The organism is Methanoculleus sp. SDB, assembly GCA_001412355.1.
Classification (GTDB): domain Archaea; phylum Halobacteriota; class Methanomicrobia; order Methanomicrobiales; family Methanomicrobiaceae; genus LKUD01.
The window spans coordinates 1-23012 of sequence record LKUD01000008.1 but is presented as its reverse complement, the minus strand read 5'-3'; the positions used below and the strand labels follow the sequence as shown (position 1 = coordinate 23012).

20 protein-coding genes, 1 tRNA gene and 1 pseudogene are annotated in these 23012 nt (G+C 59.3%); 14 read left to right on the top strand and 8 right to left on the bottom strand.

The genetic code is table 11. From position 1 onward, the window contains the following. The first annotated feature begins 20 nt into the window (after nt 1-20). Together APR53_02215 and APR53_02210 are read left to right on the top strand one after the other, a co-directional pair. On the top strand, nt 21-491 hold the full coding sequence (locus APR53_02215) for a hypothetical protein (protein ID KQC05607.1): 471 nt from the start codon (nt 21-23) through the stop codon (nt 489-491). Between the two features lie 88 nt (nt 492-579). Then, nucleotides 580-1272, top strand: a complete 693-nt coding sequence (locus tag APR53_02210; GenBank protein ID KQC05606.1) for a hypothetical protein — start codon at nt 580-582, stop codon at nt 1270-1272. Nucleotides 1273-1295: 23 nt separating this feature from the next. On the opposite strand, the gene APR53_02205 is transcribed toward APR53_02210, so the two are convergent. Beyond that, nucleotides 1296-3512: a hydrogenase maturation protein HypF gene (locus tag APR53_02205; GenBank protein KQC05605.1), complete on the bottom strand. Its 2217-nt coding sequence runs from the start codon at nt 3510-3512 to the stop codon at nt 1296-1298. Between the two features lie 58 nt (nt 3513-3570). Between APR53_02205 and APR53_02200 the strand changes: the two genes are divergently transcribed. The 3 genes from APR53_02200 to APR53_02190 are packed head-to-tail and all read left to right on the top strand — an operon-like array spanning nt 3571 to nt 6945. Then, a complete protein-coding gene (locus APR53_02200) occupies nt 3571-4086 on the top strand; it encodes an ArsR family transcriptional regulator (protein KQC05604.1) in 516 nt (171 codons plus the stop codon). Next, a complete protein-coding gene (locus APR53_02195) occupies nt 4067-4876 on the top strand; it encodes a Crp/Fnr family transcriptional regulator (protein KQC05603.1) in 810 nt (269 codons plus the stop codon). Before APR53_02200 ends, APR53_02195 begins: the two co-directional genes overlap by 20 nt. Beyond that, complete coding sequence (locus APR53_02190; GenBank protein KQC05602.1) at nt 4873-6945, top strand: DEAD/DEAH box helicase; 2073 nt, start codon at nt 4873-4875, stop codon at nt 6943-6945. Before APR53_02195 ends, APR53_02190 begins: the two co-directional genes overlap by 4 nt. A gap of 8 nt (nt 6946-6953) precedes the next feature. Here APR53_02190 and APR53_02185 read toward each other — a convergent pair whose 3' ends face one another. The 7 genes from APR53_02185 to APR53_02155 all read right to left on the bottom strand — a co-directional run bounded on the left by APR53_02185 (nt 6954) and on the right by APR53_02155 (nt 12816). After that, nucleotides 6954-7787, bottom strand: a complete 834-nt coding sequence (locus APR53_02185) for a hypothetical protein (GenBank protein KQC05601.1) — start codon at nt 7785-7787, stop codon at nt 6954-6956. Beyond that, nucleotides 7784-8644, bottom strand: coding sequence for an acyltransferase (locus tag APR53_02180; protein ID KQC05600.1), 861 nt, complete (start codon nt 8642-8644; stop codon nt 7784-7786). Before APR53_02180 ends, APR53_02185 begins: the two co-directional genes overlap by 4 nt. Nucleotides 8645-8772: 128 nt before the next feature. After that, the gene (locus tag APR53_02175; protein ID KQC05599.1) at nt 8773-9381 is read right to left on the bottom strand and encodes a 30S ribosomal protein S3Ae; all 609 of its coding nucleotides are present in this window, start codon (nt 9379-9381) and stop codon (nt 8773-8775) included. A gap of 41 nt (nt 9382-9422) precedes the next feature. Then, nucleotides 9423-10937 carry a serine--tRNA ligase gene (locus tag APR53_02170; protein ID KQC05598.1) on the bottom strand — a complete coding sequence of 505 codons (1515 nt, stop codon included), beginning with the start codon at nt 10935-10937 and terminating at the stop codon, nt 9423-9425. After that, nucleotides 10916-11140, bottom strand: coding sequence for a hypothetical protein (locus tag APR53_02165; protein KQC05597.1), 225 nt, complete (start codon nt 11138-11140; stop codon nt 10916-10918). Before APR53_02165 ends, APR53_02170 begins: the two co-directional genes overlap by 22 nt. Then, the gene (locus APR53_02160; protein ID KQC05596.1) at nt 11137-12354 is read right to left on the bottom strand and encodes a hypothetical protein; all 1218 of its coding nucleotides are present in this window, start codon (nt 12352-12354) and stop codon (nt 11137-11139) included. Before APR53_02160 ends, APR53_02165 begins: the two co-directional genes overlap by 4 nt. Nucleotides 12355-12357: 3 nt before the next feature. Continuing rightward, entirely contained in the window at nt 12358-12816 is a 459-nt protein-coding gene (locus APR53_02155; protein ID KQC05595.1) for a 30S ribosomal protein S15, read from the bottom strand. A gap of 254 nt (nt 12817-13070) precedes the next feature. Here APR53_02155 and APR53_02150 point away from each other — a divergent pair, with 254 nt between their 5' ends. The 9 genes and pseudogenes from APR53_02150 (at nt 13071) to APR53_02110 (ending at nt 23012) form a co-directional block, all read left to right on the top strand. Then, the gene (locus tag APR53_02150; protein KQC05594.1) at nt 13071-14777 is read left to right on the top strand and encodes a hypothetical protein; all 1707 of its coding nucleotides are present in this window, start codon (nt 13071-13073) and stop codon (nt 14775-14777) included. 57 nt (nt 14778-14834) lie between these two features. Then, nucleotides 14835-14905 (top strand) — tRNA-Gly (locus tag APR53_02145). A gap of 138 nt (nt 14906-15043) precedes the next feature. Beyond that, nucleotides 15044-16096 carry a hypothetical protein gene (locus APR53_02140; protein ID KQC05593.1) on the top strand — a complete coding sequence of 351 codons (1053 nt, stop codon included), beginning with the start codon at nt 15044-15046 and terminating at the stop codon, nt 16094-16096. After that, entirely contained in the window at nt 16097-16933 is an 837-nt protein-coding gene (locus tag APR53_02135; GenBank protein KQC05592.1) for a mechanosensitive ion channel protein MscS, read from the top strand. It begins immediately after the preceding gene. A gap of 437 nt (nt 16934-17370) precedes the next feature. Beyond that, a complete protein-coding gene (locus tag APR53_02130) occupies nt 17371-20058 on the top strand; it encodes an ATPase (protein KQC05591.1) in 2688 nt (895 codons plus the stop codon). Nucleotides 20059-20174: 116 nt separating this feature from the next. Further along, nucleotides 20175-20849, top strand: a complete 675-nt coding sequence (locus APR53_02125; protein KQC05590.1) for a hypothetical protein — start codon at nt 20175-20177, stop codon at nt 20847-20849. Further along, nucleotides 20849-21427, top strand: a complete 579-nt coding sequence (locus APR53_02120; protein ID KQC05589.1) for a translation factor Sua5 — start codon at nt 20849-20851, stop codon at nt 21425-21427. The genes APR53_02125 and APR53_02120 overlap by 1 nt, the downstream gene beginning before the upstream one ends. A 2-nt stretch (nt 21428-21429) precedes the next feature. After that, nucleotides 21430-22356, top strand: a complete 927-nt coding sequence (locus APR53_02115; GenBank protein KQC05588.1) for a DNA polymerase subunit beta — start codon at nt 21430-21432, stop codon at nt 22354-22356. A 363-nt stretch (nt 22357-22719) separates the two neighbouring features. Beyond that, nucleotides 22720-23012, top strand: a pseudogene (locus tag APR53_02110).

The window sequence follows — 23012 nt, the reverse complement described above, 5'->3', positions numbered from 1 at the left end:
AGGGGGGAAATTCCTCGTTAATGGGAGTGAAGTTTTCCGTTTATTTTGAAAACGAAGCTCTGTGCCGGCGTGTCAAACCCCTTCTCCCGGATATTCCCGCCTATTTTGAGCTCGATTGCGAGGAGGGGCAGTGCGAGATTGAGTGCCGATGGCCGGACGATCCGAACTGGTGTGACTTTCCGTTTCCCATAACGCCGGGAACAGTGTACGTCTTTTCGGGTGAAGGCAAAGATGCGCGGTGCCTCGGGGGAAATTTTTTCGGCCGTGTCGGGGTGATGGTGAAGGATCACGACGACGGGGAAACCATAACGCTTCGCATCTGGCACGAGCTCTTGCATGCGGTTGACCTGCCTGCGGACGACATGAACACCTCACCCTCCGAGTGGATCCCGTCTCCTGTCATGCTGTTCCTGTTCCGTCTGACACACGCTGTTTTCCGGAATTACTGGGAGCGGCGGTACTACCGGTATCTGACAGAACAACTGGAATAACCGGAGATGCTTCTGCGTGCGGTGTTTTTCATGCGTGAAAGGGATGCAAACACTAAAATGACTTGAGCACGGATGCAGATTGATTCATATGAAGCATGGAATAATACTCCTCGGATCTGTCGTTCTCCTCCTCTGTTTCGTGGGCGTCTCTTTCGCGGGAGCGGAAGAGACCGTCGGCGGAGATGTCGGATGGTACGTGGTCTCCTGCAACGTGGACGGGGCATCGGTATATTTTGATGACCAGTACATGGGCGATACCGAAAACGGCAGGCTGAAAATTGAAGTATATACGACTGCAACGCCGTATGCGGAGTATTCCGTTTCAAAACCCGGTTATATGACCTCCACGGGCATCATCGATCAATACCCCGCGAAAGATGAGACCGTGGAGCTTTCGGTAACCCTGGCTGCCGGCACCCCGGCTCCCACGAACTTTCTGATCGGCGGCGACGTGGGGTACTATGTCTTTTCAACGAACGCCAAGGCGGCAAAGGTCTACTTTGACGGCGAATATAAAGGGGAGACCGAAAACGGGGAGCTCAAGGTGAGGGTGTATATAACCGGGACCCCTTACACGGGCTACCGGGTGGAAGCGGACGGGTACGAGCCGCTCGACGGGACATTTACCGCAGTCCCCCCCAAAGACGGTGAGATCGGCATCAATGCCGATCTCGTACCTCTGACACCGGAAACCTCTGCGGAAGCGACGCCGCTTTCGCCGGTGACGGTGCTTGTGGCGGGAATGGTCGCACTGCTGCTGATCGCGTCCCCGAAAAAATAATCAATCCCCTTTTTCGCCCGCCTTTACCGTTCGCGCGAAAGCATGCCCGCCCAGACGCACTGCCCGTAGGAGATGCAGCCGTCCCCGAGCGGAAAGTCACTGTTGATGAGACATTCCAGTCCCGCCGCGGTGATCTCTCCTGCAATAGTCGTGCGGATGGCATGGTTGTAGGCAACGCCGCCCGAAAGCGCCACGGTTGGTATCCCTTCTGTCCGTGCCGCCCGGATGGCCATCGCGGCAATGCCTCTCGCGAGGTTGTACTGGAATGAGGCTGCAATCGCCGGGATCTCCTCCCCCTTTTTCATGCGTGCCTGCGCCTCTGCCATGAGCGCCCTTGTCACGAGAACCTCCCGGCCGCCCTCACGGGAAAAGACGAGCTCCCAGGGTTCGGCCCGCCCCCGTGACGCGACTGATTCGAGCTTCATCGCGGGCTCGCCGTCGTAGGTCTTTTCCCGGCAGATGCCGAGCAGCGCAGAAGCGGCATCGAGCACCCGCCCGGTGCTGCTGGAGAACGGGGTGTTGACTCCGCGGACGATCTGGCGGTCTACGACGTCGATCATCGTATCGCTCCAGCCACGCTCCCGCAGGAGTGCCGCGGTGCCATCGCCCGGGAGGATCCCGTACAGCATGCGTTCCGGGAACCGGACAGCCGCATCGCCGCCCGGCATGGGCACCGGTTCGAGGTGGGCGACCCTGTCGAGCATCGGTGCCTGTCCGGCAAAGATCTCGCCTCCCCAGACGGTGCCGTCATCGCCGTACCCCACCCCGTCGATGGCAATCCCGATGCAGGGCTTCTGGGTAGTGGCGGCGATATGGGCCTTATGGTGCTGTACTGTGACGAGTTCTGCACCGCATTCCCCGGCAAGCACCTGTGCATACCGGGTGGAGAGGAACTGCGGGTGCAGGTCATGGGCGATAACGGTGTACTCCGCACCGACGAGCCTTCCGATCGTCTCAATCGTCTCTTTCAGGTACTCCAGCGTCGCCGGATTCCGGACGTTGCCCACGTGGGGCGATGTGTAGCAGAACCCGTTCCTGTACACCGTGATATTGGCATTAAGCTCCGGCCCCACCCCGAGAATGCAGGCGTCGCCGAGATCAATCCGTGTCCGTTTCGGGGCAAAACCCCGGGAGAGGCGGATGATGTATCCGTCCCTCACGACGGAATCGTCGCAGCGGTTGCGGATGATGCGGTCATGGGCAAGGAAAAAATCCACATCATCCTTCAGCTGGGACATGGCGTGGTCGGTATCGGTAATCATCGGGTACCCGGGGGAGTTTGCGCTTGTCATGACAAGGAACGGATGGTGCAGGCAGGAGAGGAGAAGGTGGTGCAGCCCGGTGTAGGGGAGCATGCAGCCGATGGTATGAAGGTTGGAGATGTCCGCGTGGGCGATAGGGTCTTTCTTGACCATGACGGCGATCGGGTGTTCTGGCCCGGTCAGGCACGCACGCACGCTATCGGAGACACGTGCGATGTCGTCGAGATGCTCCGCCTTCACCATCACTGCGAGCGGTTGCTCCGTCCGTCCGAGCCGCCGTTTCAGCTCTCCCGCGGATGCCTCGATGCAGGCGATGTGAAACCCCCCGATACCGCGGATTGCCACGATGCTCCCTTCGTCGAGCAGGCGGGCGGTCTCCCGGACCGGGTCGGCGAAGGGCAGGATGACGCCCTTCGTATCAAAGGGCGTGAGTGACGGGCCGCATCGGGCGCAGGCAATCGTCTGCGCATGATGCCTTCTTTGTCCGGGATCGTTGTACTCGCGTGTGCATTCCGTGCAGGGTGGAAACGCCTCCATCGTCGTGCGTTCCCGGTCGTACGGAAGGGAATCGATGATGCTGTACCGGGGTCCGCAGTTGACGCAGGAAGTCGCCCAGTACCGCTCGTACCGGCCCCCGTGTGAAAAGATGTCGGTGCGGCACTCGTCACAGAGCGCGACGTCGGCGGGAATGAATCCGGAGAGTGCGCCTGCGGAACTTTCGAGGATCACAAAACCATCCGGCGGTGGCCCCCGGATCTCCCCGACAACCACCCGGTCTATCCGGGAGAGCGGCGTTCCCCTGCCGATCTCCGCAAGAAATTCCTCAAACCTGTCCCCAAACGCATGAATTTCGACCTGGCTTCCGAGGTTCCTGACCGTTCCGCGGATACCGAATGCATGGGCGGCTGCATATACAAAAGGGCGGAATCCGACACCCTGAACAATACCGTGGACAAAAATCGTTCCTTTGTTCCGCATGGCAAATACTAGACAAATTTTATTGAGTTAAACATCAATATAATATTGGGTCTTTACTTTGACAGGGCATATCAGAATCGTCAATGATCCAGTTGAACTGGTCCCTCTTCTTGTGTGTTTCAACAATACCAATTATAAACAAATTTACGATACCCTGAATAAAACATGGTCGACGGAAGAGGAGCTGGTTGATGCTGTGAGCGGCGAATGCGTCGCTGAATGTATTGCGATTTTGAAAAAAGGCAATCTCATCGAAGAACGGTGGCGAATGCCGAAACCCGGAGAAAAACCACTGAAGGAATTTAAAACGACGTACAGTAAATTCCGTGCCAACTTCCAGTGCTCCATGGCAGATCTCGGCGATCTGCTCCATATATCCATTTCGGACGACGAGGAATTGCGGCTCATCGTCGATCAGGTCCAGCATGATGTGAACGGCGGCAACACGTCAATCAACGATCTCGCCCGGAAATACAACGTGAGCCCCGTCTTTATCAAGGGGCTGGCAAAACGGATGCCTCATCTCGACGTTCGGGGACAGGGGTTGGTGCACCTTGACGGCACGGATCGATGATCCCCTGTATATTATCCTGCGAAGCAAACGCGAAGCCACGAGATTTCAGATCCTTGTCGAGATCGCGGAGCACCAGCCGGCGGTCCGTCAGCAGGAGATTGCCGACAAACTGGGAATCACCCCGCAGGCGGTGTCGGAATATATCCGCGAACTGGTCGAGGACGGGATGGTGAGCTCACGGGGGAGGGGGCGGTACGAAGTGACCCATACGGGTATTGAATGGGTGCTCTCCAATTCCGAGGCACTCGAGAGTTACGCCCGCCACGTGACCCGCGACATTATCCAGCAGGTCTCGGTCTGGACCGCGGTAGCAGCCGAACCGATCAGAAAAGGGGACACAGTAGGAGTCTTTATGAAGGACGGGTGGCTGTATGCGTCGCATTCCGGGCAGGACGCGATGGGTGAGGCGATCATGGACGCCGTTTCCGGCACCGACGTCGGTGTGGCCCGGTTGAACGGCATTATCGATCACACCGGGGGGGTCGTGCACGTCTGCAAAGTCCCCCGTATCCAGCGGGGGGGTTCGCGGAACGTGAAGAGGGATGCGATGCTCGGCATCATCGAGGGAGTGAAGATGGTGGGTGCCGTCGGTCTCGAGGCGTACTTTGCACTCGAATCGGCAGGGCGTGTGCCCGATATGTTCTTCGGGGCCCGCGAGGGTGTGATCGAGGCGGCGTTTCACGGTATCGAGTGCGCAATCGTTATCGTGGATGAGGAGTTCACCGATTTTCTGAAACGACTGGAGACCGTGGGCCTCAATTATACGATCCATGATCTGATTGCCCAATGAATATTATTGTCCTCCCCCAGCGGGGGCTGTATCGCCTTTTTTTTCACGACGGGAGACGGGTCACCGCTATCGGCACGGTCGAGCTTGTCAGGACAGGCAAGGGCTACCGGCCGAAACAGTACCAGGTAAAACGATTCGGTACGCGCCACCTGAAAAAGACGCCCACGAAAGAGCTTGCCGGTACGCTTCGCGAATCGGAGGTACGTCTTGCGGTCCGCGACGAAGCTTTCGAATCGTTTCTCGGCGATCTCCAGATACCGTTCGGTATCGTGGACGCCTGCCGGATGTGTTTTCTCGAAGACCGGGTGACGCCGCTCAAGAAGAAGAACGCGATCCGGTACGGGAAGGAACAGATCTGCGAAGAGTGTGCACGGCGCGAACTCCGGCGCGAACTCGGATACGTGGGCGGCATGGGATCCCTCTCCTACGGCCATCTCGAGCATCTCCTCGATCTCTACCGTGATCTCGACCGGGTGCTCGGGATGGTGCAGCCCGATCGCGTCGACGCGGGCACGACGCTGTTTGACCTGATCGAGGCGCATCCCGTCCAGAAAACGTCAAAACTCGCCGATCTTCCCCTGCCCGGGGTATTCATCCGTGCAGCGGGCGTGGAGTCGCTCATGCCCGCACAGCAGCTCAGTGTCGACGCGGGTCTTCTCACGGGCCGCGATCTGCTCGTCGTCGCGGCAACTGCAAGCGGAAAGACCTTTATCGGTGAAATGGCCGGCATTAAGGGAATGCTCGAAGGGCGGGGACAGGTGCTTTTTCTCGTCCCCCTCGTCGCACTGGCGAACCAGAAATACCAGCGTTTCAGGGAGCGCTACGGCGAATTCGCCCGTGTATCGCTCCATGTCGGGGTGTCGCGGCTCAATCTGCCCGAGACCCGGATTGCCGCCGACCGCGACCTGCGTGCGTCTATTGTCGTGGCCACGTACGAGGGCATCGACCACGCCATCCGGTGCGGCAAACGGCTGGGGCGCATCGGCACGATCGTCATCGACGAGGTGCAGATGCTTGAAGACGAAGAACGGGGCCACCGGCTCGACGGCCTCATCTCGCGCCTGAAATATATCGCCCCGGAGGCGCAGTACCTCTATCTCTCCGCCACCATCGGCCTGCCCGGCCTGCTCGCAAAAAAACTGAACGCACAGCTCGTGCGGTACAGCGAGCGCCCCGTTCCGCTCGAGAGGCACCTGATATTTCTTGAGAGAAACCAGAAGATCCCGACCATCAAAAAACTCACGACCGCCGAATACCGCCAGCGATCGTCCCGGGGATACCGCGGGCAGACCATCGTCTTCACGAACTCCCGGGCACGGTGTCATGTGATAGCCGATGCTCTCGGCGCGTCTGCGGCTCCCTATCATGCAGGCCTGACCGCACGGGAGCGGCGGGATGTGGAAGACCGGTTCTTAAAGGGAAAACTCGCCGTCGTCGTGACGACCGCGGCACTTGCCGCCGGTGTCGATTTTCCCGCGTCGCAGGTGATATTCGACTCGCTTGCGATGGGTATCAGCTGGCTCACCGTGCAGGAGTTCTCCCAGATGATGGGGCGGGCGGGCCGTCCGGATTTCCACGACCTCGGGAAAGTGGTCGTGCTCGCGGAACCGGGAGGGAGCTATCGCCGCGACGACCGGCACACCGAGGAGGAGGTGGCGATTATGCTTCTCAAAGGTGAGATGGAGGAGGTGGCGCCGGTCTATGACACCGAGGCGTCGTCCGAGGAGTTTGTCGCGAATGCGATCGTATGCCACGGGAACATCGAGGATATCCGCCGGATGGATGAGACGATGGTCGGGGAGGTGGAACCGGTCCTGCCGCTCCTCCTCGAGCAGTGTCTCGTGAAAAAAGCCGGTACACGAATTGAACTCTCCGATCTGGCACGTGTCATGGCAGAGCACTTTATCGGCATCGAGCGCCTTACGACGATCCGCAGGCTCATCGGGACAGTGTCCGAGCCGCTTGACATCGTCGCCGAACTTGAATGCGGCGAGGAGGGGGAGACGGTACCGAAAGAATCCGCCGGCAAAAAGGAGTTCGGTTCGCGGCAGCGTTCCCGCCGCGGGTAATTTTTTATTTATTCCTGTACGAGGCAGACCCAGCGGTCGTAGATGGGGTCCCTGTCGGTCTCAAAGACCTCGACACGCCGCCCCTGTGCCGCACACCACCCGGAAACCATGCGAATCTCCGCCTCCGTAGCGGTGGAGAAGAGCGTCTCCCGGGAAAGGAACAGCATCTCCTCGACGATTGCCTCCCAGAGATCTGCCTGATAGGGTCGTATGTCGCCGAGCATCAGCCCGACAGCCCTGTCGGCGGGCGGGCAGTAGACCGATGCATCCGTCCCGTCGATCCACATCGTATCCTCCGGACGAAGCCGCCCGGTTGCGAGACCGAGAGAGAGCAGTGCGGGGTCATTGTCATAGGCCAGCGTGGTCGTGCCGAGTCCGCGGAGCACGGCCGACGCAACCCCCGAACCGCAGCATCCGTCGATGCAGCTCGTTCCCCCGAACCCGCTCCAGACGCCGGTGAGAAGATCGCGGATCTCAGTGTCACGGCCGGGCCGCGTGTCCTCCGGTGCCGGCTCCACTCTTTCCCGGAGATCGCGGCAGTAATACTCGCGAAGCCCGGCGAGCCACGTGTCCCGTGATTCCTGGTAGATCTCGGCGTCCAGCTCCTCGGCACGCTCATAGATCTTCATGCCGGGTCCCCTGAACACAAAATGGACGGCAAACCAGACGTTCTCTGAGCGAAGCGCCAGTGCGAGGGGCTGCTCTGCCTCGTCGATGACCAGCCGGGCGGCGTCCGCCGCAAGGTCAAGTATCGTCTGTGAATATCTTCCGTCGACAAGCTCCGCAAAGGTCGGTTCGACACAGGTGAGCTCATCGATCTCGAGCAGATCGGCGAGAATCATGCAGCCCTCTCGATACGGACACCTTCGGGTGCCCTGATTGTCCCGTCCACCCGGGCATTCTCGTGCAGTACCAGGCTTCCGCACCGGACATCGCCGAGAACATGCACCCCGGCGCTGATCTGCACCGGACCGCCGCCCGTCACATCACCGTGGACGGTCGAGAGATCGGCGATTGTGACACGCTCCTTCGCCTTGAGGCTCCCGAAGATCGTCGCTTCTTCCATCACATGGATCGAATCAGCCCTGATATTCCCGTGGAGCCGGCATTTCGTCCCGATCGTCATTGTACCGGGGACGGAGAATTTCTCCATCGTAAGAACCGATGACGTCGGAATCATCAGCGGTGCCCCTGCGGCCTGTCGGTCATCACCCTCGTCATCGTCATCCCCGAAAAATTCTTTCATGAAATTATCCAGCTCCTCCTCCTTTTCAATGCCGAGGAGTGCCACGAGATAGAGCACGATATACGCGATTACCGGCATCGGGTTCCGTATCGAGATCCATCCTTTCGCCTCGAATCCCTTCTCGATAATCACGTTGTCGCCGATATCAAGATCCCCGGAGACGACGAGCCTTCCCTGGATCGTCACTCCTTCTCCGAGGTATGCATCCTGCCGGGAAACGACATCTCCCCGGATCTCGCAAAAATTGTCGATGCGCACGTCCCCGTCGGCGAGGATGTTCCCGTTAATGCTGCAGAATTCGCAGATGACGACATCATCGCCCTGCAGCCCGTAATCGATCTTGCACCGGTCCCCGATGACGATGCATCTATCCGTCTTCAGGGTGTGTTCCTGCAGTTCGGTGTTGTCGGGCAGTGAACACTGCATCAGCCAGTCGGAAACGCCACGCTCCATCTCACGCCGCCTTGGGTGAATGTTTCACGTCGCAGCCTTATCAGTCTTATTGATCACATCCGCAACCGGTGCGGCGGGAGCCCTGATCACAACGATCCCGGACGCTCCGGGAAAAAAAATGTGCCCCGTCACGAGGACAGGGGGGTTAAGACAGCGGCCTCTTCGAGCCGCGACTTGATGATATCCACCCTTCGGACGGGGTAGATCAGCTTCACGTTCTTGAAAAGCTCGCGGGATGCATCGCCGGAGACGACCTCCTTGACGAAGGAATCGAAGTCCATCTTCGACGCCGTCAGAATCAGCTGCTCGGTGATCATCTTCCTGATCGCGTGCACCTGGCTGATGTTCGCCCGGGAGAGTGTCAGGCAGGTGACCGTGAGACGGAGTTTCTTTCCTTCCTTCGTCGTCACGAGCACGATGCTGTCGATACGGGACGTCCGCCTCTTCACGAGCGCCCGGAGGTAGTCGCGTGTGACCGCGTGGCCCACGAACTGGGTATACGCGGCGTCGCCTGCGACGTTGTCGACCCGAAACCGCATCTTGATCTGCTGTTTCGAGTAGTCGTGTGTCATCTCACCGAGCGTCGTCTGCATGATGCGGCCGATCACGTTCTCGGGATTTCCGGAGATTGTATCCCCGATGTATACTTTTTCAAAGGAGTCGGGCGCATAGACCTTGAACCAGCTCTTCGCCTTCCATCCTTCCACTCTTCGTCCAATCTGTTTTCGTCTTGCCACATTACCACCTCATTGTTTCATCATTCCTTTTTCCTCGTTTTTTAGAGGAACCTGAAGACTTCTTCGGGTTCTCCCATCAGTTGTGCCACCCGTTCGGGCCACTGCGACACATCAAATCCTTTCTGGGCGAGGAATGCGGCCGTCCACCGTTCAAGCCCGATGCCTGAACAGCCCGACCAGCACTCTGCACCACTCTGGATCTTGACGTTGAAGCCTTTCGGGTATTTATTGCCGTTTACGCTGACGTTCTGGAACTCGAGCCACCCGTTGCTGTAGGGCAGGATCGCCTCGTAATCGCGGGTGCCGATACTCTCGTTTTCGGAAACCCCGACAAGACCTTCCTGTGCCATAAACCACGGCGTGACCCGTGCACACCGCCATTCGAGCTCAAGCAGCTCGTCAAAGACACGGGTATAAGCCTCGTGCAGCCGGTCCGCCACCTCGACCGTCTGCTCGGCGGTGCCGAGCCAGAGGACTTCGATCCGGTGGAATTCGTCCACCCGCTCGATCCCGTGGATGCCGCCGCTCTCGTAACGGTGCGATGTGCCGCTCCGGTCAAAGACCCGGGCGGGAAGGCAGTCGTTTGCGAGCGTTTCTCCCTGCACGAACGGCCAGAACGGCGGGCACTGCGCATAGCACATCCCGCCAACCGGTCCGTCGAGCCGGTCGCGGATCATCTCGATCGGGACTTCGCCGGTCACCTTGAAGTAATCCGCCACATCCTCCCAGTAGGCAGGATCGCGGGTCTTCGGGGTGCAGACGTAGTAGATCTCGGGGTACACGCCCTTTGCGTGGCCCGAGCGTTTCCAGACCTCCCACGGGACGAGCTTCGGGAAGATCATCTCGGAAAACCCGAGCGGGCGGATGATCTCCTCGACGACGATCGTCTCAAACGCCCGGAACAGGCGGACGGGCTGCGGGCCGAAGATCCACTGTCCCCGCGAGGCGCCGTGCTTGATCCAGCCCCGCTTCAGCATCTCCGCAGTCGGATCGTCCGTGAACCGCACGGGCTGTTTCGGGCTTTCGTAGATCAGTTCCCAGTGCTCCGTCTTACCGCCGTAGGCATGCGCCTCCGCTTTCTCTTCGATAAGACGCACGAGCCGGTCGGGCACCCGGTTTTCGAGATCCGTCGGGCCGACGTCCAGCGTGAGGGTCACCCCTTTCTCATCCGCAGCCGTCTCCTTAATCATGGGGAGGCGCGGGATTGCCGCCGGGTCGACCGTGCCGGTCAGGCGGACGGAAAACGCGATTATATCAATGCTCCGGATGCCGATCCGGTGCCTGCCGAGTACGGGTGCCAGCTGTTTCCTGAAACGGAACAGGGCGTCATGTGCCCGGGTATACGGCCCGCTCTCAATCTCGAGATGCAGGACGCTCCCCGCGGCATTCCACGCCGTGATCCGTCCGATATCGGTTGGTTCCGCTTCTGCGGGCACCCCGCGCTGAAACGTGCTCCTGTTTGCCTCATCCACAGCCTGTCCGATCGCTGCAACCGCCTCGTCGGGGATATCACCGCTCGTAACCAGATCTGCGTTTAGTGAGAAGCGTAACAACATACTTCCTCCGCTATTGCCAGATTCATCAGATAATCATCCACTGATGCGATGACGGAGCGCATTTTCGTGCCGTTAATCTCCGTCATCACGTGTCCCTCTTCCGCAGTCGTCCTCATCAGGGAGAGATTGTCCGCCCGTATCGCCTCCGCCACGCAGACGGAATGGGCGTGTGCGGTCCGGATGGTGCCGTCGATCCGTATCATGATGTCAGCGCCTCCAGAATGCCGTTTTGGAAACGGCCGGTCTGTTCCGCAGGCACCCGGGCTCCTGCACGGGCCGCGTGGCCGCCCCCCTCTCCGCCGCATTCGCGGGCAATCCGGTGAAGGAGCGATCCGAGATCCGTGTCGATGCCGGCGGGGCGGCGTGCGGAGACGGTGCAGGTATCCCCGGTGCATGCCATCACCACCACGGGGGCGGTGTGCATCTGCGAGTACGCAATCGCGTCGGCGACGGCGCCGGTCATGCTCGCGTTCTCCGTCTCGAAGAACGGGGCGGTATCGGAGACCCGGCGGACGCTCCTGACAGCACCGATGACGGTATGGCGGTAGGCACGGGCGATCTCCCACGCCTCCTGCAGTCCCGTGGAGGACCGGAGGCACAGGGCTATGGCAAGTCCGCCTTTCCCCGATTTTCCGCATGCATCAAGCACCGCTGCAAGCGTGTGCGCATCGTGAATGATCTCGCGGCCCAGTTCGTACCGGTCGCCGTAGAGCGCCTCCATCGCCTCCGCCGGTGCGGCGGGTGCCATCTCAAGAACGAGACGGGAAATGAGGCACTCGCTGTCGGTCGATTCCTCCGTGGTGCATCCGGCAAGCAGCGACGATACGGAGGTTTCCTCCCCGCTGATCCCCTCGATGTAGGGATCGACGGCGAGGATGAGCTGCTCGGCGGCATCCCTGCCGGGAAGCCGGAGCCCCCTGCGGGGAACGATGGTTCCCGCGGCCATCCCGTCATTGCAGATGTCACGGTTGGTGCCGGTGCATGTCTGCCGGTCGCCGATCATCCCCGTGATGGCAAGGCCCGCAAGATCCCTGTTGTCACCGAGCTCCTGTGCAACACGATACGCCATGCCTGCCGCCGAACAGCCGGTCTCTCCGTCCTCGCCTTCGAGGCGCGGATTCACGTGCCACGGCCCCGCAAAGTGCGGGAGATGGTGGTCGATGACCATGGTCTCCTCCGGAAGATCCTCGAGCGCGGCTCCGAGATCACAGAGCAGTACATTCTCCTCACCGCGAACGTCCTCGGGAACGATGCGATCCCTGACGCTCACGCAAAAGCCGATCCCCGCCCGTGCAAGGGCCTGACAGAGGATCGCCGCTCCTGCAATGCCGTCTGCATCGTCATGCGTATAGATACGCACGTGCCCGCAGGCACGCAGCCGTTCTCCGAGGTGTTCCGCAGCGGATGAGAGGGACATGGATTATCTGGACAACAGGAACTCTGCAGTATCCGGTTTGTACACCCAGCCCTTCGGCATCCTCCCCGACCTGACGTAATAACGTACAAGACGGCGGACTTTCGATTCCGTCAGCTGGAGCTGGCGTTTGTTGTGGAGATCGGATTTGTTCTCTGCGAGATGCTTCCGTATCCCGAGTGCCTTCACAATCAGGTTGCGCAGGTCATCAGGGATGGCGGGCGCAAGCCCTTTTTCATCGATGATTTCTCCGATGCGCTTTCCGGTTGCGAGTTTTACACTGGGAACGCCGTATTTGTCGCGAAGCACCAGACCGATTTCACTGGTTGACTTCCCGGCTTTCTGGAGATCCACAATGATCTTCTCGATATCTTTCGTGTCCGTGTTGGACCATTCAGGTGCTTCGGTGCGGACTGGCCGGACGGATCCGGATTTTCCCCTGCGCCGAGCATGCATTCGTGCCAATTGTTCACCACCTGTGTTTTGTTATACTACGCGTAAGTCCACAAAAAGAGCAGTATGTCACTGACTCTTATGTAATCCCAAGCCACGTTGGGGCAATGCCATACGGCACGTCGGACTTACATCAGCCAGCACTTATTGTAGAAAAAGTGCTGTATGGTATTGAACAGGTACCGAGATAAGGCTTTTCGTCGACCGAAAGCGAGTGGTATTTGAGGATGTGAAAACCAGTACAGTGGTAAACGGTGGACAGACTGATGGGAAGAGTACTATATGCCTTCAATTCGGAGAGACTCTGGCTGACGGCCATCGGAGTGACGACGTGTATCACAATCCTGGTAACCTTCGTGTCGCTGACGGAAGGATTCACCATCGTGTTCCCTCACCTCTTTTACCTCCCCATCATTCTCACCGCCTACCGGTATCCCCGCACCGGCATCCCGTACGCCGTTCTCCTCGGGGTCCTGTACCTCCTCATGGTCGCGGCGTTTACTCAGGCGACGCTGACCATACTCGCCGCCGCAGCGATCCGCACGGTCATCTTCATCGCGATTGCGGGCGTTGTCTCCCTCCTGTCGGGCGCCCTGCAGCGGGAAGAGCTGAAATACCGGACCATGTTCGAGCACACGGGTGCGGCAACGGCGGTATTCCGGGCCGATGGAACCATTGCCATGGTGAACGGTGAATTCGTGCGCCTTCTCGCCTCCCCGGCAGCGGACCTGATCGGGCGGCCGTGGCAGACGATCCTTTCGCCCGAAGACAGGAAGCGCTTCGGGCCCGCAACGGAAGGCCTTGCCAACGGGACATTTGAGATCCGTCTCACCCGGAAGGACGGCACCCCGCTCGATGTCGTCGCAACATCGGGCAAGACGCCCTATACCGGGATAATGGTCTTTTCGTGTGTCGATATCACCGAGAAAAAACGCACTGAAGAAGCGAATCTCTTTCTGGCGTCTATCGTGGAGTCTTCCGACGCTATCGTGACCGGGCAGGACCTCGACGGAACGATCATCAGCTGGAACCACGGTGCCGAGAAGAATACCGGGTATACGGCGGTGGAGGTCATCGGGCAGCCGTCATCGCTTCTCGTTCCGCCCGGGCGGGAAAGCGAAATCGCCATGATCCTCGGGAAGATCAGGGCCGGCGAGCATATCGACCATTTCGAGACGGTCCGCGTCCGCAAGGACGGATCGCATTTCGACGCCTACCTGATCGTCTCGCCCATCCGCACCGTCGGGGGCGAAATCGTCGGGGCCTCAAGCATCACCCGTGACATCACGGAACAGAAACAGGCGGAGGAGAACCTGAAGGAAGCCAACGAGGAGGCGAACCTCTACCTCGATATCATGGCGCACGACATCAACAATGCCAATACTGTTTCGATGGGCTATGCCGAATACTTCACGGAAGTACTTGAGGGATCCGAGCGGGAATTTGCACACAAACTGCTCTCCAGCGTGAAAAAAAGTGTTGAGATCATCGACAACGTTTCGACCATCCGGCGGCTCCGGCAGGAGAGCGCCACCCTTCGCCCCGTCTCCCTCGACGATGTGATCCGCGAGGAAATCCGGCATTTCTCCGGAACGAACATCGCCTACGAGGGGTGCAGCGTCCGGGTCATGGCGGACGACCTGCTCTCCGAGGTCTTCACGAACCTCTTCGGAAACGCCGTCAAGTTTGCGGGTTCGGATGTCCGCATCGGAATCGGAGTGTCTGAAGAGGATGACGCTACCGTTTCAATCTCCGTCGACGATACCGGCCCCGGCATCGCCGACGAGGACAAGCCCGGGATATTCACCCGGTTCCAGCGTGGGAAGAGCAAAAAGAGCGGTAAAGGCCTCGGCCTTTTCATCGCCCGCATGCTGGTCGAGCGGTACGGCGGGTCCATCCATGCGGAGGACCGCGTGCCGGGCAGCCCCGGGAAGGGCGCACGCATCGTCTTTACGCTCCGGCGTGTCCCCTGAAAGGCGCGGCGGCAATCTTTATTTCCTGAAACGCCGATATGATGACGCAGTTATCTCGCGATAATAGTCTAGCGGTAGGACAGTGGCTTCCCAAGCCTCTAGCCCGGGTTCGATTCCCGGTTATCGCATTCTGATGCCATTTTCAATTCCGGTATTTTCAATATCTTTTCGTGAATGTCGCTGTGCAGCATTTTCCTCCTGTTTCCTCCTCATTGCCGCCGCTCCGACCCTCAACCCTTAAATGCCCCGACGCATATAACACAGGTATGCCCGATGCACCGCCCGTAACGGAAACGGTGAAGGACGTGGAGACGGAGAAGGAGATCGAGATCCGGTACGCTCCCGAACTCGATCGCATCAGTGCGTCCATCGAGGCGTTTGCGGACGGGAAATGTTCGCATGTGGCGGTCATCTCCGATCCTTTCGCCGGGCAGGCGGTGCTCATCGACGAGATCCGGAAACGATACGGGGACCGCATTTTTTATTTCTCGTTCGAATCGGTTGTTTCGCGTAAGGATTTCATCGCGACGATCCGGCGGCAGCGGGAGAAGGATATCATCATCATCGACCGCTGCCACTTTCTCGCACTCCGGAGAATCGGCGGATTCGACCTGCTGGACGAATTTCTCCACCTGCTCACGTCGTCCCGGAAGCTCTTCGTCACGACATGGAACAGTTATACCTGGTCGTACCTGGACTCTGTCCGAAACATCAGCGCCTATTTCCCGGAAGTGATTCACCTCCCCCAGATGGACGTTCCGATGCTGAAATCCATCATTCTCGGCCAGTATTCCGGGGAGATCCAGTTCGTCGACGACACCCCGAGAGTCGAGAAGCGGTTTATCTCCGTCACGTGGAAAGAGGCGGAGATTCTGAAAAGAACTGTCAGGTATCCCTATTTTGGCATCCACCCCGAGTATCTCGGGAGGAGCGCCGGCACCTATGATTCCGTGGCGGCGGAGGACATCATATTCAGGCGCATCCAGAAGATATCGGAGGGCAACCTCGGGATCGCACTGAAAATCTGGGAAAACAGCTTCTCGTACCCCCACATCCGGGCAAGTTCGATCCCGGATGCGCAGTGCATCATCGACCTGACCGTGAACGAGGCATTCCTGCTTCTCATCATCCTCTCCATGGACTCCATTCACACCGACGACCTCCGGGAGATCGCCGGGCCCGAGATGGAGATAGAAAAGGTGCTCTACCGCCTGCACAACCTCGGGCTCGTGGAGGAAAAAGACGGGCTGTACACGGTCCAGCCCGAAGCCCTGAACTGCTCGGCAGTATACCTCAAACGCATGCGGATGGTGTGGTAAATGGCGAACGGAATCGACACGCAGATTATCGATGTTCCCCTCTCGGTCTTTGATACGGTCAATACCGGCACGGTCATTTATATCCTCTCGATCATCGTCGTCGCGTGGCTGCTTGTAAAAATCACGGGTTTTGCGCTCAAGAAGATCTCGGCACGATTCTGGACGTACCGCTCCACGGTGACGACCCTGATCCCGCTCCTGCAGATCGTCATCTACGCGGCAGCGATCTATTACATCGTCACGGCGGTGATCGAACCGACGCTCAACCAGCTGATTGCGTTCTTCGGTCTGTTCGGCGCCGCCCTCGGTCTCGGTCTCAAGGACATCTTCGGCGATATCGCGGGCGGAATCGTGATCACGTTCGAAAAACCCTACCAGATCGGGGACAAGGTCACCATCGGCGAGCACTACGGGGAAGTCGTGGACATCGGCATCCGCTCCACCCGCATCGTGACGCCCGACGACTCGCTCGTCTCGGTGCCGAATTACTTTGTCTTTTCCCAGCCGTCATCCAGCGCCAATGCCGGAAAGCCGGAGATGATGGTCGTCATCGATGTCTACACGAACGCGGCGAGCGATTCGGTCCGGGCGATGAAGATCTTAAAGGACGCGGTCATTACGTCAAAATACGTCTATATCTCGAAAGATCGCCCCTACACCGTACTTGTCGAGGACTTCCCCTACTACCGGCGCATCCGTGCGAAGGCATACGTCAACGATCTCCGGTCTGAATTTGAGTTCAGGTCCGAAGTGACCCGCCGCGTGTGGGTGGAGTATGCCCGGGAAGGCATCACGGCACCGGAACCCGTTCTGCTCCGTGATGAAGCCAAACACTAAAATTCACCTTTTTCTGCCCTGATTGTGGCAAAGGAATAAATAGTCGGAAGGAAATCTCACGTTCAGTGGAAAGGTGGAGAATATGACGTTTACGGAGGAGGGTATCGAATAAACTGCGGCACTGCGTACCGCGGCTTTCGGGCCTGTCGCCCCCCTGTCAGGGAATGGTGTCATCCGGGCGATAGACATTAACGCAAAAATTCCCGGTAATGCCCGGGCATGCCATCATCGTCACCATGCTCGCATCATAACGATCCGGATCGGCCGGGTTGCGGCAGACATCCGGGCCGGGAAATCAGAATAATGCCGGACAACCGGGCCGTACGACCCGGCCTCCGCCGCCTTTGACCGGCTCTCTCTGCAGGTTCATCTGTTTCCCAGGGTCGATTCCTCCCTCCCGGCAGTTTCCGATCGCATACAGATAATCACCCGTTGCCATGAGTACGCCCCTTCACACACTCCCGGTCGACGAGGCGCTCGCCCACCTCAAAACCCGCCCTGCAGGCCTCACACCCGAGGAGGCAGCAGAGCGGCTGAAGACCGCTGGATTCAACGAACTGGAAACGAAAATACGCAAGAATTACCTCCGGGTATATGTCCGCCAGTACGTGCAGTTTTTTGCCCTGCTCCTCGAGATTGCCGCCGTACTGTCGTTCGTTGCCCATTCCTACGCGCCGGGTGAGGGGTACGACCTGCTCGGGTATGCGATTCTCGGGGCCGTCGTCATCAATGCGTCGTTTGCGTTCTGGCAGGAGTACAAAGCGGACAAGACCCTTGAGGCGCTGACCCGGCTCATCCCGAAGCTGGTGCAGGTGCGGCGTGATGCATCCACGGTAAAGATTCCTGCCCGAACCGTTGTCCCCGGGGACATTCTCGTGCTGGAGGAGGGGGACCGGATACCTGCCGACGGCATCCTGATCGAAACCAATTCCCTGTATCTGAACAATGCCACCCTGACAGGCGAGTCGAGGCCGGTGAATCGCCGGGAGGGGCCTGCCACCATAGACGACGGCTTGACGGAATTAAAGAACGTCGTCTTTGCCGGGACCACCGTCGTTTCCGGAAACGGCGTTGCCGCCGTCTACGCGACAGGGAAGACGACGGAGTTCGGGAAGATTGCAATCCAGGCAAAGGAGGTCAAAAAACCCCCGACGCCGATGCAGCAGGAGATTATCCGGATCACCCGCATCCTGACCGCGGCAGCGCTGCTCGTCGGTGCGGTCTTTTTCGTGCTGGGGTTCGTTTCCGGCCGGGGTTTTTTCATCTCCGCGATCTTTGCCCTCTCCCTGATTGTCGCCAACGTGCCGGAGGGGATGCTCCCCACCATCACCCTCTCGCTCTCGCTTGCCAGCCAGCACATGGCCCGGAGAAACGCCCTTATTAAAAACCTCGATTCGGTCCAGACCCTCGGGAGTGCGACCGTTATCTGCTCCGACAAGACCGGCACCATTACCCGGAACGAAATGACCCTCAAGGAGCTCTATCTTGCGGGAGGCGAAGTGGTCTCCGTCTCCGGGGAGGGCTATTTTCAAAACGGAGACTTTCAGGCTGCGAACCCCGGGGCATCATATCAAAAACGGCTTCACTTCTTCCTCCGCGCCGGCCTCCTCAACTGCCGTGCGGCAATCGACGGGCAGAGTGCGATCGGGGACCCGACCGAACTCGCTCTCGTCGCCGCCGCCCGGAAAGGCGGTGTCGATACCGGGGGATACGCGAAGGTGAAGGAGTTTCCGTTTACGAGCGAACGGAAGATGATGTCGACCGTCGCCGATCATCCCGAGGGCCGGCGGCTCTTCTCGAAGGGGGCGGTCGAGGTGCTGCTTCCGCTCTGCGTGTCGTATGTTGCGGAGGGGGAGAAACTCCTCCCCATGGATCAGGCGGAACGTGACCGGATCACCGCCCGGGCTGAGGCATTCGAACGGGCGGCGTACCGCGTACTCGCGGTTGCCTACCGCGACGGCGACTGCGAATCCGATCTCGTCCTTCTCGGCCTCGTCGCCATCATGGACCTTCCCCGTGCGGAGGTTTCCGATGCAATCGCGCGCTGTTACCAGGCGGGAATCCGTGTCATGGTGCTCACCGGCGACAACCCCCTGACCGCGGAAGCGGTCGCCCGGCATATCGGGCTCCGTGTGGATACGGTAATCACCGGTGACCGGCTGCGAAGGTGCAGCGACGACGATCTCCGCGAGCTCCTCAGGGAAAAGGACGTGCTCTTCGCCCGGATGCGCTCGGACCAGAAGCTCCGGATCGCGACTATCCTTCAGGAGAACGGCGAGGTGGTCGCGATGACTGGCGACGGCGTGAACGACGCACCGGCGCTCAAGAAGGCGGATATCGGAATATCAATGGGCGGCAAGGGGACGGAGGTGGCGAAAGAGGCGTCCGACATGATCCTCCTCGACGACAACTTTGCCTCCATCGTGGCGGCCATCGAGGAAGGCAGGACGGTCTATTTCAACATTAAAAAATTCGTAACATACATCCTTTCTTCAAACGTCCCCGAAATCGTCCCCTATATCCTGCAGTTCTTCCTGCGGATACCCCTGCCCCTGTCGGTTATCCAGATCCTCACCATCGATCTGGGATCGGACATGCTCCCCGGCCTTGCGCTCGGCAACGAGAGGCCCGAACAGGACGTGATGCTACGCCCCCCGGTCGGGAAAAACGAACGTATCCTCGACCGGGAGGTCTTCAAGCGGGGGTACTTCTTCCTTGGCATGATCGAAGCCGCAGCCGCAATGGCGGCGTTTCTCGGTTTTCTCCTGCTCTCGGGATGGCAGTACGGCGATCTCTCGATCACCGGCACCGACCTGCACCGGCAGGCGATGACCATGACGCTTCTCGGGGCGGTCGTCTGCCAGCTTGCCAATGTATGGACGCTGCGGTCGTGGGAGTTTTCAGCCTTTTCCCGCGGCCTGTTTTCAAACCGGCTGCTTATCGGTGCGATATGCATTGAAATTATCTGGATTTGGGCGCTCCTCTCTCTTGCTCCGGTACAGGCTGTCTTCAATACCGCTTCGGTTCCGCCCGTGTTCCTGCTTCTTCTGCTTCCGTTTCCGGTACTGCTCTTCGCCGCCCATGAGATCTACAAGTACCGGCTCCGCAGGAACGCTGCAGCCTGACATCCAAACTTCTATCTTATTCGGGCCACTACATAGATCATCCGTAAATCCGGCTCCGCCTGTCTCCGGGCGGTCGGGCCTCAGGCCCCTTCTGCCGGTGAGGGGACGGGAACTGCATGATCGATTCCGGGTTATATGCCATCAGCATCATCAGCGAAAACCGCCTCGGCGTACTCCGTGACATCGCCACCGTGATGGTGAATCATCAGGCAAACATCGTGATGATCCAGCAGTCGATCATCTCCTGCGGCCCGCAGAAAGGCATGGCGTACGCCTACTTCGAATTTGAAGGAACCGAGGATCCTGGCTCGCTGATTGCCGACCTCATCGAGGTCCCCGGCATCCACGACGTGACGATGTACCAGCCGTTTTCCCGTATATTTGGCCAGCGGGTGATTATCATCGGCGGGGGTGCGCAGGTCGCACAGGTCGCGATGGGTGCGGTCAATGAAGCGGACCGGCACAACATCCGGGGGGAGCGGATCTCGGTGGATACGATCCCCCTCGTCGGTGAGGCCGATCTTTCGGTGGCGGTAGATGCGGTGGCACGCCTGCCGCGTGCCTCGATCCTCGTCCTCGCCGGGTCTCTGATGGGGGGGAAAGTGAGCGAGGCAGTCGACCGGCTTCGTGCCTCGGGCATCCCCGTCATTGCCCTCAAGATGGCCGGGAGCGTGCCCGCCCATGCCGACCTGGTCGTCACCGATCCGATCCAGGCCGGTGTTTTTGCGGTCATGCACGTCAGTTCGAAAGCCATATTTGACATCAACAGGGTGCGGGGGAGGGAATTCTGATGGATATCGTGGAACGGGCGGTGCAGGTGCTGCAGCGGGACGGCATCATCGTCTACCCGACGGAAACGGTCTACGGCCTCGGGGCCGATGCGTTGTCCGAGGAAGCGGTTCTCCGCGTCTATGAGGTGAAGCGGCGCGTCCTCTCGCAGCCCATGTCGGTTGCCGTTTCCGACGTTGACATGCTCTGGGCGATCGCCCATATCGACGACGATTCAGAGGCGTTCGTCCGCCGGTTCCTTCCGGGCGCCGTGACCGTCGTTCTTCCCGCGACGTCCTGCATCCCTGCGATGCTGACCGGCGGCACGGGGCTGATCGGCGTGCGGATGCCCGACCACGAGATAGCGCTCTCCATCATCGCCGAGCTCGATGCCCCGATCACGGCGACAAGCGCGAATATCACGGGCAAGCGGGCACCCGTCCGGCCGGAGGAGGTGACGGTGGTCTACGATCTCATGGTGGACGGAGGTGTCCTTCCCGGCACCCCGAGCACCGTCGTGGACCTGGTGCACCGGAAGATTATCAGACCGGGAGCGCTGGTCGACGACGTCGCACGATTTTTATCGGCAATGGATTCGTAATCATGAAACCGATACGGCTACGCGATTTTATCGAGGATCCCGGGGGCTGCCTCTATGCGGTCTCGGCATATGACAACACCGATCGCGTCGGCTGCGTGCTGCGGTACGTTCCCGACGAAACCGGGGACCGGACCGCACCGGACGGAACCCGGTTTCGCAAATACGATTTTGAGGACGCCTATGCCTATGTCGCCGCCCACAAACCCGAGTACGAGGGCCTGATCCAGCGCATACCGCACGCCGATATCAGGCGGGTATACAAGCCCGAGGAAGAGATCGGGAGGATTGCTGACCGTGAAGAGCGGGTAAAACGGCTGCTCGACGTCTTCGGTGTCCCGCCCGGCCATGCGGGATGCACCGGCTCGCTCCTCTGCGGCCTCGAAGATACCGGGTCGGATATCGACATGGTGGTGTACGGCGACTGGTGGTTCGTTGCACAGGAGAACCTGCGCCGGGCGGTCGGCGACGGCAGGGTACAGGCTCTCTCCGAAGAGATGTGGAGGAAGGTCTATGCCAAACGGGTGCCGGAGATTTCGTACGATTCTTTCGTTCTCCACGAGAAACGGAAATGGAACCGGGGTGAAATCGGGGGCACGTATTTTGATCTGCTCTATACGCGGGCCTATGACAACCTGAGGGCACTTCCTGCCGCGAAGGGCACCGTGCTCGGGCGGGCGACGATCGATGCGACGGTGACCGACGCGTCACTGTCGTTTGACAACCCAGCCGTGTACACGGTCAATCACGACCGTGTCTCCCGCGTGCTTTCGTTTACCCATACCTACAGCGGGCAGGCGCTCGCGGGAGAGACGATCGAGGCCCGCGGGGTTCTCGAGAGGCATGACGACGAGATCTGGCTGATCGTCGGCACAACCCGGGAAGCGAAGGGCGAGTATATCATCTCCCTCTCTCTTATGGAAGGGCCCTGAGCCCGGGACGACACGGCCCGTCTGTCCGGCGGTGCCGATCACCGGTGCTATCCGGGTATGGCTGACACTGCATTTCTGCCCGTGATGCACGTTTTTTTAATTATCACTCATGCATGGGCGGTTTTTCCGGTGTCTGCCGCTACCGCCGATCACTGGCGTCATCATTGCCGTATGGGGGAAGAATGTTGTTTAATTGTGATTTAAAGGCTTTATTGAGCATAAATCAGTACTGCCTGTCGCCGGTGTCATACCGTACCGAAGGCAGGAATCACTCTGCCGTGTCCGGTATATGACCGTTATAATCCTGCGGCAGGATAAATTTAGGGCAATATATATAAATGATAATATGTATGTCCCCCTGTTATGGAGGATGTGCACGATACCCCCTCCCGGATCCTTCGTGCGCTCCGGTTCCGGCCGAAGGGCATGACCATCACCGAGATGGCAAAACAGATCAAAGCGACCCGGAACTCGGTTTCAAAGCACCTCGAGATCCTGCAGATTGCAGGAAAAGTCGATGTGCGGAGCGTCGGGAACGCAAAACTCTACTCTCTCGCCCAGCGGGTGCCGATGTCCGCATTCCTCTGCTTCACGAAAAATCTCATCCTTGTACTTGACAGTGCACAGCGGATTGTCCAGATCAACGACCAGTGCCT